The sequence below is a fragment of the Telluribacter humicola genome, from assembly GCF_017355935.1.
Classification (GTDB): Bacteria; Bacteroidota; Bacteroidia; order Cytophagales; family Spirosomataceae; genus Telluribacter; species Telluribacter humicola.
The window spans coordinates 89,460-103,477 of sequence record NZ_JAFIQT010000005.1 but is presented as its reverse complement, the minus strand read 5'-3'; the positions used below and the strand labels follow the sequence as shown (position 1 = coordinate 103,477).

Below are 14,018 nucleotides of genomic sequence, written 5' to 3'. Positions count from 1 at the left end.
GAACTGCATATATGAAAGTAAAAAAGGATCTACCGGAAGTAGGTCCTTTTTTACTGATGCACCAGTTCCGGTGTCACGATACTTGAGTGCGATTTTAAACTAACTATGAGTGGGAATGTTGTTATAGGGCTTCTATACACCTAATTAATAACTATATGGTTACAACCAAGGGGAGGTACCTATTAACAAAAGCATATTTACAGGTTACGTCCAGCATCGCGTTCTATCCGGTCATGATCACGCTGGGTATGCTGTCACTCTCGTGGTGCATCGTTTATCTTGACGAAATATCGGTGGGTAGCTATCTGATTAATAAAGTCCCCTTTCTCCGCATTGATAACGCCAGTACGGCCACAAGTCTGCTTTCTTCCCTCCTGACCGGCCTCATTAGTCTGGTGACATTCAGTTTTTCTATGGTCATGATCGTCCTCACCCAGATTATGTCCAGTTTTTCTCCCCGACTTATACCTGATCTTGCCAAACAAAAGGGAAATCAGATGGTGCTGGGTATTATCATGGGTACTATATGCTTTATCACGGTTATATTAAGCAATATTCAGACTATGCCGAAAGGGCCTGAGGTGCCACTCCTCTCGGTAGTCCTTGCCATGTTTCTTGCTTTTAGCTGCCTTATTACCTTTATCTACTTTATACACAAAGTCTCCAATGATATTCAGATTGGTAATATCGTAAACAGAATATACCGCACTACCCGGCGCGTGTTAGATACCGAACATAGCAGCGGCAACTACTACGAACAGTGGAAAGAAGAGGAAGAATTCATTACAATAAAAGCCTGGGAATCCGGGTACTTCAATGCTATCACCCAGGATCATTTCATGATCCGGGCCAGGAAGCTCAACCTGAAACTAAAATTACTGAAGATCCAGGGTATGTACGTTTTGAAAGGCGACCCTTTCCTCCAAATCAATCAACCTATGAATGATGACATAATGAAACTACTGGAGGAAAATATCATTCTAAGGCATCAGGAGCTGGTGGGAGACAACTTCCTGTACGGATTTAAACACCTTACTGAAATAGCCGTAAAAGCGCTAAGTCCGGCCGTAAATGATCCTGGTACAGCCATTAACGCTATTGATTATCTTTCGGACCTGTTCACCAGGCTCCAGAGACTAACGGGTCAGAAGGTAACCCAGTCAGAAGATGGAGCAGCCGTAATCGTGTACTCCACCATTCCGTTCGAATGGGTGTTTTACTTGTGCATGGCCAGTATCAGACCTTACTCGACACAGGATGTAACAGTACAGTCCCGTCTGATAGACCTTCTTGTAAAGATCAGCCAGCGCGATAAGCACCAGGCACATCGGACTCTTATCGAGAAAGAACTTACTTCCATTGAGAGTGGCTCCTCCAAAGAAATGACCAGTGAGGAAGATATAGCTTACATCAGAGCATTGGTACAAAACGCCAGGGAGCAAATGCATGTCTGAGCACTATACAAGACTATAAGTAATTAGAAAAAGGCATAGGTACTGACAATTATGTCAGTACCTATGCCTTTTTCTAATTATGATGGGTGGATCAGGCTACATCACAGATACCAATGCTCTGCTTGAGCGAAGCCAGTTTATCAGCTCTTTTGGGGATAAATTCCTGGGCCACAAAACCCTTGAACCCCGTATCTACAATGGCTCTCATGATAGCCGGGTAGTTTAGCTCCTGCGTATCATCTATCTCAGCCCGTCCTGGTACCCCTCCAGTATGGTAGTGCCCATAGTACTGGTGATTTTTTTTAATGGTAGCGATTACGTCCCCTTCCATGATTTGCATATGGTAGATATCATACAGGAGCTTGAAATTCTCGGAACCAACTCTTTTGCATAGCTCAACACCCCAGACCGATTTATCACACATGTAGTCCGGATGATTTACTTTGCTGTTCAGGAGTTCCATGATCATGGTTATGCCATGCTTTTCTGCCGAAGGCATGAGACGCTTCAGTCCGATAGCGGCATTTTCGAGCCCCTTTTCATCAGACATGCCATTCCGGTTACCTGAAAAACATATAACTGTATTATACCCTGCTTCAACCAGCTTGGGAAAGAGAGCCTCATAGCTTTTAACCAGCTCATCGTGGTACTGCGGATCATTAAAGCCTTTAGTGATACCCATACCGGCTCCGTTTGGAAGTGCACAGGTCAAGCCGTACTTCTTCAGTGTAGGCCATTCATTGGGTCCCAGTAGCTCTACGGACTGAATACCCATGGCTTTGGCTTCCCGGCAAAATTCATCCAGAGGTATTTTGTTGTAGCACCAGTGGCATACGGAGTGCTTGATCTTGCCATTTAGTTCAGCACCAAGAGCTTTCTCGGAGGCAGCCAGGGCTTCCGTCAGAGTCATAGTAGCTGAAAGAGCAGTCGCCCCTCCCACTATATTCTTAAGTACGGAACGGCGGGTTGAAGTTGATTTCATGTTTTGTCTGATTATCACTTATAAATAGCCACATGCTATTAGTAGATACTTGTAGTTCTACTTTTGGCAGGCCATAGTTGAAAAGGTACTAGCCAGGCTATATTTACTGTAATATTTACAGGAATTATTAATGACCCAATACCTTGCTCAGCTAGGTTAGTCAGGTGGGGCGCGGGTAGGTTATAGATCTATATCAACAACAGGAACAGCTTTTTTATAAAGTTACATTCTCGGAATTAACCTGGTAATCCATGAAGAACCTGACCATATTTGGTAAAGAGATAATTGATGAAAACTCGATCCGGCAGATCAAAAACTGCCTTTCAGAAGAAGATATTGGTGTACTAACCGCCGATGCCCACTACGGCTACGGCCATCCCATCGGAGGAGCCGTAGCTTATAAGTATAAAATCTCCCTGTCGGGTGTGGGGTTTGATATAGCCTGTGGCAACAAGGCTGTCCGAACTATTTTGCAGGTCAAGGATGTAAAGGTACCTAAGGTCATGGACGAGATATTTAGGCGTATATCCTTTGGCGTAGGTCGCCCTAATAATGAGCCCGTAGATCATCCGGTGCTGGATAAAATTGCCAACGCTGAGTTTAAGCCCCAACGCAAATTCTACAAAGATCTGGCTAAGCCACAACTGGGTACCGTCGGCAGTGGTAACCACTTCATCGACCTATTTGAAGATGAGGAAGGGTACCTGTGGATCGGGGTGCACTTCGGCTCCCGGGGCTTCGGTCACCGTACTACCACCGGCTTCATCGCCCTGTCACAGGGCCTCTCCTTTACGGATCACGGTAAGGAGGGTTCTATGGATTCGCCTCCTATCTTGTTTGATCAGGGTTCAGAGATAGGTCAGGACTACATCGAAGCCATGAATCTGGCGGGTGAATACGCCTACGCCGGACGTGACACCGTAGTAGATAAGGTGCTGGAAATCCTGGACCATCCGGAGGTAACCTTCTCGGTACACAACCACCACAACTTCGCCTGGAAGGAGGAGCACTTTGGCGATACCTATTGGGTGGTGCGGAAAGGCTGTACTCCCGCCTTTCCGGGTCAAATGGGTTTTGTCGGAGCTACCATGGCCGACACCTCAGTTGTTGTTGAGGGGGTAGATTCAGAAGAATCCCGAAAAGCGCTGTACTCTACTGTACACGGAGCCGGGAGAGTAATGTCGCGTACGCAGGCAGCCGGTAAAATGAAGTGGATGCGCGACAAGAACGGGGTGAAGAGACCTACTATAATTACACAGGGAAAGGTTAATTTTAAGGAAATGAAAAACTACATGACCCTGTCTGGGATTGAACTACGTGGCGCCGGACCTGACGAAGCCCCCGAGTGCTACAAAAAGCTGGAAGAGGTATTGGGATACATGGGTGACACGATCCGGGTACTTCACCGGCTGCGCCCGGTGGGAGTAGCCATGGCAGGTATGGAGACTTATGATCCTTATAAAGATTAACTAAAAAGGGTACCTCAGGGGGTACCCTTTTTGGTTTGGGTGGAGTACTTTATCTGGTACGGTAGAGTGTTCCTTTCTCTATCGTGAAGAGATAATTGCTCAGAGCTGCCAGATGAGTCATTTGCGAATAGATCCCCGGCTCCCCTACCTGCTCATAGTTGCCCTGGTTGTCCGTTTTGTAAAGTGTACCGTTGCTTTCTACGCTCCACAGAAATCCACGATCGCTGGTCCAGCCAACGGTAGACTCCCAGTCACCCGTTTTGCCTACCTGTACCCATTTCATAGATTTTGGATTGGTTCGATACAAAGTACCTCCCTCCACGGTCCAAAGATATCCGTCCAGTGCTGCCAGCAGAGAGGCATTTTTGAAGCTACCTGCCTCGCCCAACTGTTTCCAGTTTCCTTCTTTATCGGTGATATAAAGGGTACCATCCGTTTCTATACTATACAGCTCCCCGTTCATGGCCACCATTGCCACGGTATTCTTCCAGTCCTTACCCAGTTTCTCCCACCTGAGGCTACGGGTATTGGTTCTGTACAGTTCACCGTCTCCTTCAAGAGTGAACAGATAGCCATCTAGTCCGACCAGTAATCTGACATCCTGAAAACTGCCTTCTCCGGCTAATTTTTCATAATTGCCATTCATATCGGTTTTCCATAAAGTACCGTCGGTTTCAATACTGTATAAAGAGCCATTCATGGCTACCATATCAACGGTATTTTTCCAGTCACCGGCTTTGCCTAATTGTGCCCATCGATTACTTTGTGCAAAGGCCTGAGTGTAAACGGATGCTACTAAAAGTAGAAAAAAAATTGAGTACAATGATCTGTTCATTCTTATTGATGATTAGAGGGTTATGAGTGTTAACTCCGGGGTAAGTTATAATAATTTTAGATTAGATTATTATAATTCGGGAAGTACATGCTTTGATGATAAGTTCTGCGAACAAAAGTGGAAACAACAGGTTGAAGAAAGTAGACTTACAAAATTTTAGAGTAGTAATTGATTGCTATTTATAAAAGGGTTAGGAATGCACTAAAAAAGGAAGCCAATTGGCTTCCTTTTTTGTTTTTTACATAAAGACACTCTTCAATCAACGGAATTTCCCTACCTGTATAGACTACTTCCTACACCACCTATCATCGGCTTCGAGATCTCAATTGACACTTCAAAATGGATGAACTAATCAGAAATAAATAATGTAAAGGTATTATATGTATATACATACATTTTATAGCTTTGTAAACACTCACCTTATACATATACATGAGCAAACTGCCTCTACTGTTGAAGAACGTTGTAACTAGTTAAGAGAAACATTATGAACCGGCTGACTGAATTTAAGACCTTTACTGACAGGTTGCCCGAGCAGGAGCAACTTATGCCTGTGCTATTTATTGGCCATGGGTCGCCTATGAATGGTATCGAACATAACGAGTTCAGCCAGCACTGGATGAATATGGCTGCCGAAATACCTGAGCCAAAGGCGGTAGTGGTAGTGTCGGCACATTGGTTATCCAGGGGTACCCGTATTACAGCTATGGACTTCCCAGATACTATTCATGACTTTGGCGGCTTCCCTCCTGAACTGTTCTCGGTACAATATCCTGCTCCCGGTGATCCACTGCTAGCCAATGAGATAACGTCACTTGTGAAGTCTGTCCACGTAGAGGCCGATCATGACTGGGGCCTCGACCACGGTACCTGGACCATCATCCGGCACATGTACCCCAAAGCGAATATACCTGTACTACAGCTCAGCATTGACTACACCAAGGGTCCTCGTTACCACTATGAGCTGGCTCGTGAACTGTATACACTACGTAAGAAGGGGGTACTACTGATCGGTAGTGGTAATATGGTCCATAACCTCAGGATGATATCGTGGGATATGATCCAAGGCGGAGGGTATGACTGGACGCTTAAACTAAATGAAAAATTCAAACACTATGTCAGCCAGGGGGATCATGAGCCACTCATCAACTACCAGAGTCTGGGTAGGGAGGCCATGCTCGCCATACCAACACCCGAGCATTACCTCCCCTTACTATATACCCTGGGCCTGAAAGGCAAGGACGAAAAAGTATCTTTCTTTAACGATAAAGCAGTGGGTGGCTCCTTAACTATGACTTCGGTAAAGATTGAAAGTATCTATAATTAGATAGAGGATCTACTCAGAATTTTACCAGGTTGGATTTTTTTACAGCTGGCGTCATGAGATTTGGACGCCTGCTGTTTTTATTACCTAACAGGCAAAGTCATTGGGTGCTGAGCTCTATTCCAATCAATCCTACCGTTCATGTTTAAGAATCTGCTTATTGCTCTACTTTTACTTCACGTCTCTGTTACATATCCTCAAAAAGCAAAGGCGCAGTCTAATCTTGAATTGAGTGTACAGGGTACTAACATCCTGATGGATGGTAAACCATTCCCATTCAGCGGCATTAGCTTTTTCAACGCCATCTTCAACCCCACTTTTAACAAAAGCTCATCGGAGCGGAAAAAATGGCTCAGCAAGTTTGACAGGTACGGCATTAATGTGCTACGGGTGTGGGGACAGTGGGATAATAAACTGGGGTTTGTAGATACCTGCCCTACCTGTACACTTTATAACTCTGATGGTAGTCTGCGGCAAGAGCACCTGACAACCTTAAAGAATATTATCCAGGATGCAGCCAGTCAGGGAATGGTGATAGAACTAGCCCTCTTTGCCCGGGAGAGCTATAATGATAACATCAGACTTGAACAGCAGGAAGCCGATAAAGCCGTGGCAGCCCTAACCCGGGAACTACTCCCCTATCGCAACGTAGTAATGCAGGTATGGAATGAGCACTCAGATCGGGTACTGGACCACCTGAAGACCATTAAAACCATTGATCCCAGGCGTATGGTCACCAACTCACCCGGGTACGGTGGCGACCTGGGGGATGAAAAACAGAACCAGGCTCTGGACTTTCTGACACCCCATAGCAGCCGTCAGTGGGTAGGCAGGCACTGGGAAGTAGCCCCGCTGGAAATAAAGTACCTGCAGCAACGCTTCAAAAAGCCTGTGGTAGATGACGAACCGGCACGCAATGGTACAGCCGAGTTCGGTGGCCCCGCCGAGACTCCCTCTCCCTTTGACCAGATCTTACAGATCTACCAGGTATGGCAGGCAGGAGGGTATATCGTGTACCACCATGATATGTTCCAGAAAGGGTATGGACATCCATCAGTACCTCCCTCCGGAATCCCTGATCCCGAGCACAATCCGTATCACCGAATGGTATTAAAGTTTATCTCCAAAAGGGCACGCTACGCGAAGTAAGGGCACTATATGCTACTCTTTCTTTGATTCCAGGAAAGCCAGTAGGTCCTGAAGTTCAGATACGGTGAGCTGATTATGTAATCCATCCGGCATGAGGGAAGTTTTGATCATACCATACTCCGCCACGTCCTTTTTGCTGAATAATCTAAAACCAGAGGCCTGGGTATAAAGCTCTAATTCCTTGTCCCCTACGTCGATTTGTCTTCCCTGGTGTAGTTCGCCATTCCGGAGTTTAATGTACCACCCCTGCCATTCCGGACTTATCTCTTCGGAAGGCTTGATAATAGACTGTACCAGTTGCTGTCGGTTCTTTGATAAACCTACGTTTGTAAGGTCAGGGCCCAAGTCTCCTCCCCTGCCCTGAATGGCATGGCAGGACGAACAAACCGCCTGATTTGAATAAAACACCCTACGACCTCGTTCAGGATTGCCGCCCTTCCGTAGTGCCGACTGCCACTCATTAAACGAAGCCGGTCGTGCATGTGACGAAGTAGTAGCAGGCGCTAGTGCCATCGTTATCATCTGAGCTAGGGGCGATGCTTTTTGTTTTTGTAGGGTGGTAAGCGTTTGTTTCAACGCCTTCTGCACCTTTTCATTCGATGCATAACCCAGCAAGTACCGTACGGCTTCTATTTGTATATCCACCTGCGAATCGTTCAATAGTACCAGCACTTTGTCTGAGTAATCGACAGGCTGACGGGACAGGGCTAGCAGGGCTTCAGCACGTACCTGAACAGGGGCGGAAGTACCAACGGCTACGTTATAGAGTGCCACGGCAATAGATTCGTCCGGTACAGTAGCTAAGGCCCGAATGGCCTCTGCCCTTAATCGAGGCTCTTTTTCCTGTAGTAATAATGATATAAGTACCTCCTTCTGACCAGCCGGATCGGGCAGGTACCGTATGGCCAGTGCTCGCAGGGCCGCTGACCTGTTCTTATCCTGCACAAACATTTCAATGAACTGCTCCGGTAACTCACGTTTGATAGACTTAGCATAACGCTCAGATCGCTGACGATAGGCATTGATAAAGTCAGGTGAAAGATGAGCAATGGTTTCCAGGTACGTTTCGAACAGTGTGGCTGAAACCGGAGTAACCGCAAGAGCCTTGTCTATATCCGGCCTCAGCTCAGCCAGTCCTTCCTGCCCTACCCATATCAGGGCTTGGCGACGGATCTGCTCGTTTGGGTCCTGCAACAGACGGCGAAGAATTGGAACGGCCTCTGCGTACTCTCCTTTTTGTAAAGCCAGCATGGCTCCCAACCGTACCTCAGGTTCCGACGATCGGGTAGCCTCTACGACCTGCTCCTGAAAAACCGGCCGCGCCAGCGACTGTATAGCCGCATGACGTAGAAAAGGGTCTTTGGATTGGAGGTTCTTTTTTAAAAAATCAAAATCAGCAGGAGAGCTGGCGGCATATACTTTCGCTAACACATTACCCTCCGTAATAAGTTGTGGCCTGTTAAAAGCTGGCCTGGACTTTTCTACCTGCACACCCAATTTAGCTTTGAGGCGCCAGATGCGCCCTTTGCCATGGTTAGGATAATCCCTAAGTACCCAGTCCGTAAAGTAGATGGTGCCCTTCCGGTCCGTCGCGAAAGCCACCGGACGAAACTGCTGACTTCCCTCGACTATCACTTGGGTACTTCCAGTTAGCGATGCCCCCTGGGGTTTCAGATCAATCCTGACTATTCGACTCTCCTCCCAGATACTAGCCAGCATCTGCCCCTGGTAATCGGTTGGCAGAGCGGCCGTACTGCCATCCAGTAGCCCCGACGGAGCCTCGCCCAAGCCAACAGCAAAGGGAAGTGTACTGGAGAGTTCACCGTTCCAGGCCAGGTACGGGTGTATGCCGCTCCCACCGTAGAGGGACTGGTACCCATAGTTGCCACCGGGTACAACATGTACCAGCCGATTGGGCCCGCGGCTATCGGGGTCATTGTCTGCTGCCAGCAGATGTCCCCGGTTGTCGAACTTAAGGTCCATGGGGTTCCAGAATCCGGTAGCTACCTCTTCAAGTTGGGTACCATCCGGTCGCGCCCGTACAATATTTCCCCCATCCCCGTAGCCACCCACCGCTGAGCCATTCGTTCCCTGCAGCTTCCAGGCAGCACCACTAGTATTACCTCTGGAAATATACATCCAGCCATCAGGCGAAAACGTGATACCCAGTAAGGCTGCATGCGCATATACAGAAGCTGGTTCGACCAATTCAAGCACCTTTTCCCTCTTCTCGCTTACACCATCTCCATCCTTATCATGCAGTACCCACACTTCACGGGATGTAACGGCATATAGTTGTCCAGCGGGCGAGAAGGCCAGATTCAAACCCTCTTTTAGTCCTTCGGCAAAAACAGTCACCCTTTCAGGATGGCCATCCCCGTCCTTATCCGTAAATAGTTTGATTAAGTCAAACTTGGGACCTTTGTAGCCGGAAGGTGGCAGGTGGGTGTGGGACTCAAGTACATAGATCTGATCCATACTATCAATGGCAATACCTATGGGTGTTACGATCTGAGGATCGGCGGAGAATAGACTTAGCTCTAAACGATCGTCAAGCACCTTAGGCACTTCGGTATTCAGGATAACTGATTGCGGTTTAGTTCTAAATCCAAACAGATACCCGACCACTAGCAACAGACTGAAAACAGCAATAGAGGAAAGAACCTGTTTTTGAAGGATAGTTGCCAATTTAACATAGAAGAGGTTTAGGTCTGGTAGTACAAGTACTTCCTGAAAGCCAACTGAAAAGGATGCTACCGTTCGTATTTCTGAAACAGGTGGTAGGCCTTTCGTAAGTCTTCTTCCAGGGTTTGCTGGTTTTGAGGAGGAGCCATTTCAATAAGCAGATAACCGGTGTAGCCGTGGGCCAGCATTCGCTCTACCACCCCGGCATTGTCCGTAACCCCCTCACCATATCTGACTACCTTATGAATCCCTTTGCGTTCCGTATCTTTCAGATCAATGTGCAGAATACGCGAGTGAAAGCGGTCGACTACTTCATATAAGTCTACGTTTGCTCCGTCAAAATGAGCGTTATCCATACACATGCCTACATTGGGTGAAGCAATGGCGCTGAACAGGCGGTCGTAGTCCTCGATATTTTCCAGATTATTATTCGCGTGGTTCTCTACCAGAATCAGCATCCCCATTTCCTCCGCCGCCGGTGCCAGTTCTTTCAGAGTTTTGATAATGGCATCCAGTCCTCCCTCACTGCCCCGCCCTGCTCCGGTAAATTTCACCCGGTTGCAGCCCAGTTGGCGGGCGGCCTCCATGTTCCACAGCTTGTGCGTTACATCTTTGATAATATTGCCCGATGCCCCAAATGAGCTGCCCTGTACACAGATTGGTTTCAGCTTGTGCTGCCGACAACGATCCTTAATACTCTGTATACCCATAGGGGTCAGATTACGGGCGTACCAGCAGTTAAACTCTACATTTTTATAAGGAAGCCTGGGAATCATGGCGAAGGCGGGTTCAAAGTTCATATCGCCGAATCCGTCACAGGTAATCGTAGCGATAGCCAGCTCCACTTTCCTGGGCTTAGTAACTAGTGGTGTGAGGGGGGGGTAAACATCCTGCAAATCCAGCATACCCAGTCCGGTTACGCCCAGGCCGGCAGTTTTGATAAAGTCGCGTCGGGAAGACTCCTGCATTTCACTTAGATAGATTGTGAGCCACTAGATAATTTATCTAAAAAGGATAAGGCTGTAAGTTTTTACTTTTAGCCTTAATATATCGACACACTATACACACTCATTTAAAACCCGCAATGGAAAACTTTGAAGAATCCTTTACTCTGGCCCAGGAGCTGGTAGAGTACTTCACCGAAAAAAAGCCTCTTCATCTTCACTTTCCACTTTGCGAAGACCATTTGGGTACCCTGGCCGCCCAGATTTGTAATGAAGATTACTACCACATGGCTCAGCTTTTCGGTACCCGATTTGTTAAAGAAGTTCTCTATTATCTTGAATCAATTGAAGAATACGAACGGTGCGCCATGATCCTGAGACAATTGAAGACTATGGGTGAACATACGGATCTTCAATGGGCCTTAAAAAGACCCTAAAAAAGTACAGGTGTAGCCCCCTACTAAAAGAGGCTACACCTGTACCAGGTATTAGCTGTTTAATACACCATTATTTAGCCGCTGTCTGAGCGGTAGCATTCTTAGATACAAAATCGAGCAGCGTGTACATCTCCTGCCTCACCAGCTCACGGGTATCATATATCTGATTCGCCATTTTCTGAACGTCCCCGTTGGGCTGTACCTTTTTGTAGGCTTCGACATACTTCTGATCGGCTATTTCCTTGGTGGATGGAAAATAATTGATCGTAGCGAAGTTGTACCCCTTTTCACTACCCAGCGGTAACATCAATCCGGCGACGGTCCAGCCCATGATATTATTCATAGCTATACGTTCTTTGTGAACATCTTTTATTGAGCTTTCCAGGGCCATATACTCATTGACTCTGGTATCCTTTACCTTCATGAGATCTATAACCCAGATCGGAGCCAAAGCCGGCGAAGTCATTTTTTCTGAGAATATACCATCTACTGTTTCCCAGATTTCAAGTTTGCCATGTTCCTGAATGAGGTCCGTTCTTTTTATCAGATCATCCCATTTCTTAGTTGCTTCACTTCCATATACTTTTGTGTTGTACTTAGCAGGGTAGGCATTCTGAAAGTTACCCATATCACTGAACGTCTTAATCGTGATATAGTCGTACTCCCCTTGGTCTGGATTGGACGATAAAGCCTTTGACAATATGTACCAACCCGTGATGTGATTATCGTCCAATTGTGCCTGGTGGAGCTTTTTCCATTCTCTTTCTATTGCAAGAGCTTCCTGCATCGTATGACCGGGCTTGATTTTGTGAAAGTACACTTCAGAATAACTGCGGGCAGGAGTCTGAGCGTTGCAGACCTGAATCAGTAGTAAGCCTGCTAGTAGGCTCAAGGCATGACGGAAAGTAAGAGTAGCTTTCATAGGTAGTGGATTATTAGGTTTGAGAAAAGTGAAAAAGCTGGGGGCGGTAATCACAGTGTCAAGAGGAGCCGGAAGCGTTGAACCCGTATCCTAACTGAATTTTCAATGGAAAGGTACTTGCGAATCAGTTGTAGCTATGAGTCGAAGTCGAAAACGTAGAATGTTGTAGTAAACAAGCCTTATGATGAAAGGCTGTAGTAGTAGCTAAATCTTCAATTATCTGTAATCTGAATGTATGCTTGCTCTTTGGCTGAGCTAGGCTCTAGTAGATCTACTATGCCCGAAGTATACTGTGGCGGAATTCTCAGTAGTAAATGGTATCCGGTAATAGCTCACTGAACAATAAATCAGATAAATGTAACTTTTCAGTAGCATATCAGCTACATATTTAGAGACTTTTTATCAAACGGCAGTTTATCTGAGGCGAGGCAACTAATTGAACGTGTGATATTTACTATTCACATCTATAGAAATCTATTGTTTTCCATATAAAAAGTTAGCCTTCACTGGACAATCAAGTATCGATTGTCCAGTGAAGGCTAACTAAATGGACTTACTAAAAACTATACGCTTACAGGTACTTTACATACCTCCTGCAGTATTTCATAGGAGCGAAGGCGGGCCTTTGGATCATAAATCGCAGAGGCCACCATGATCTCATCTACCCGGGTTATATCCAGAAACTTCTGGAGGTCTTCTTTAATTGTCTTGGGACTACCAATAAAGGTATAGCGTAGCATCTGGTATACGGCCTGCTCTTCAGCCTCGTCCCAGATCCTATCCATGTTGTCCACCGGGGGCTGTAACAGGTTGGACTTGCCATGGATGACATTCATGAATGCCTGGTATAAGGAAGTCGCCAGATAGTGAGCCTCCTCATCGGTATCGGCCGCAATGACATTGATACATGCCATGGTATAAGGTTGCTCTAAACTTTCCGAAGGCTGGAAGGTATCCCGATAGATTTTTAGAGCCGCATGTAAGTTGGTAGGTGCAAAGTGACTGGCAAAGGCATAGGGAAGACCCAGCATTGCCGCCAGCTGAGCCCCGTAGGTACTGGAACCCAACAGCCAGACTGGTACCTGCAAGCCTTCTCCGGGAATAGCCCTTACCCGAGCTGCCGGATTGGGCGGTCCAAAGTACTGCTGTATCTCCTGAACATGCTGAGGGAACTGCTCTACATTACCCCGCATATCCCGACGCAGAGCCATGGATGTTACCTGATCCGTACCGGGTGCGCGCCCCAGACCCAGATCGATACGCCCAGGGTACAGCGACTCCAGGGTACCAAACTGCTCCGCAACTACCAGTGGTGAATGATTGGGCAGCATTATTCCTCCCGAACCCACACGAATGGTAGAAGTCTGTCCGGCTATATGACCGATCAGTACTACCGTGGCCGAGCTGGCAATACCGGGCATATTGTGGTGTTCGGCCAGCCAGTAACGTGTATATCCCAGGCGCTCAACATGCTGGGCCAGTTCGACACTATTCTTAAAGGAATCGGCGGGTGTATTTCTTGCCCGTACATGAGCAAGGTCCAGGACTGATAGTGAAATATCCGAAAGCTGTTTATTAGTAATACTAGTGGATAGGGCTGCCATTGTATGAGTTATTAATAATTTAAAAATCTATAAGGCCAATCAGCTACAATGCAAAAAGTACATGCATGCTGTAGTACATCAGTAATAACCTCCATTGCCTGATCAGGGTTCCTTTTTGCCCTGTTACTAAGATCAAATTAGCTTCATCAGACACTAGTGGTTTAGGTACAACTTCCAACCTTTGATAGAGGTGACCAACTCAGTATGTAACCG

Annotated in this window: 11 protein-coding genes; 5 read left to right on the top strand and 6 right to left on the bottom strand. The window is 46.7% G+C overall.

All coding sequences use genetic code 11. The annotated features are described in order from the left end of the window. Window positions 1-155 precede the first annotated feature (155 nt). Window positions 156-1,454, top strand: a complete 1,299-nt coding sequence (locus tag JUB14_RS20020) for a DUF2254 domain-containing protein (RefSeq protein WP_207508601.1) — start codon at window positions 156-158, stop codon at window positions 1,452-1,454. Between the two features lie 91 nt (window positions 1,455-1,545). Here the strand turns inward: JUB14_RS20020 and JUB14_RS20015 are convergent, their stop codons facing one another. Further along, on the bottom strand, window positions 1,546-2,436 hold the full coding sequence (locus JUB14_RS20015) for a hydroxypyruvate isomerase family protein (RefSeq protein ID WP_207508600.1): 891 nt from the start codon (window positions 2,434-2,436) through the stop codon (window positions 1,546-1,548). A 251-nt stretch (window positions 2,437-2,687) separates the two neighbouring features. Here JUB14_RS20015 and JUB14_RS20010 point away from each other — a divergent pair, with 251 nt between their 5' ends. After that, window positions 2,688-3,905 carry an RtcB family protein gene (locus tag JUB14_RS20010; RefSeq protein ID WP_207508599.1) on the top strand — a complete coding sequence of 406 codons (1,218 nt, stop codon included), beginning with the start codon at window positions 2,688-2,690 and terminating at the stop codon, window positions 3,903-3,905. Window positions 3,906-3,954: 49 nt separating this feature from the next. Here the strand turns inward: JUB14_RS20010 and JUB14_RS20005 are convergent, their stop codons facing one another. Beyond that, on the bottom strand, window positions 3,955-4,605 hold the full coding sequence (locus JUB14_RS20005) for a hypothetical protein (RefSeq protein ID WP_229368070.1): 651 nt from the start codon (window positions 4,603-4,605) through the stop codon (window positions 3,955-3,957). Between the two features lie 622 nt (window positions 4,606-5,227). Here JUB14_RS20005 and ygiD point away from each other — a divergent pair. After that, entirely contained in the window at window positions 5,228-6,067 is an 840-nt protein-coding gene (ygiD, locus tag JUB14_RS20000) for a 4,5-DOPA-extradiol-dioxygenase (RefSeq protein WP_207508597.1), read from the top strand. A gap of 138 nt (window positions 6,068-6,205) precedes the next feature. Further along, window positions 6,206-7,213, top strand: coding sequence for a hypothetical protein (locus tag JUB14_RS19995; RefSeq protein ID WP_207508596.1), 1,008 nt, complete (start codon window positions 6,206-6,208; stop codon window positions 7,211-7,213). 12 nt (window positions 7,214-7,225) lie between these two features. Here JUB14_RS19995 and JUB14_RS19990 read toward each other — a convergent pair whose 3' ends face one another. After that, entirely contained in the window at window positions 7,226-9,781 is a 2,556-nt protein-coding gene (locus JUB14_RS19990) for a PVC-type heme-binding CxxCH protein (RefSeq protein ID WP_310586172.1), read from the bottom strand. Between the two features lie 185 nt (window positions 9,782-9,966). Then, window positions 9,967-10,866: a sugar phosphate isomerase/epimerase family protein gene (locus JUB14_RS19985; protein ID WP_229368069.1), complete on the bottom strand. Its 900-nt coding sequence runs from the start codon at window positions 10,864-10,866 to the stop codon at window positions 9,967-9,969. Window positions 10,867-10,982: 116 nt separating this feature from the next. Here JUB14_RS19985 and JUB14_RS19980 point away from each other — a divergent pair, with 116 nt between their 5' ends. Continuing rightward, window positions 10,983-11,279, top strand: coding sequence for a hypothetical protein (locus JUB14_RS19980; protein ID WP_207508594.1), 297 nt, complete (start codon window positions 10,983-10,985; stop codon window positions 11,277-11,279). A gap of 70 nt (window positions 11,280-11,349) precedes the next feature. On the opposite strand, the gene JUB14_RS19975 is transcribed toward JUB14_RS19980, so the two are convergent. Both JUB14_RS19975 and JUB14_RS19970 read right to left on the bottom strand, forming a co-directional pair. After that, window positions 11,350-12,201, bottom strand: a complete 852-nt coding sequence (locus JUB14_RS19975; RefSeq protein ID WP_207508593.1) for a hypothetical protein — start codon at window positions 12,199-12,201, stop codon at window positions 11,350-11,352. Window positions 12,202-12,764: 563 nt separating this feature from the next. Next, entirely contained in the window at window positions 12,765-13,805 is a 1,041-nt protein-coding gene (locus tag JUB14_RS19970; RefSeq protein ID WP_207508592.1) for an LLM class flavin-dependent oxidoreductase, read from the bottom strand. Window positions 13,806-14,018 lie beyond the last annotated feature (213 nt).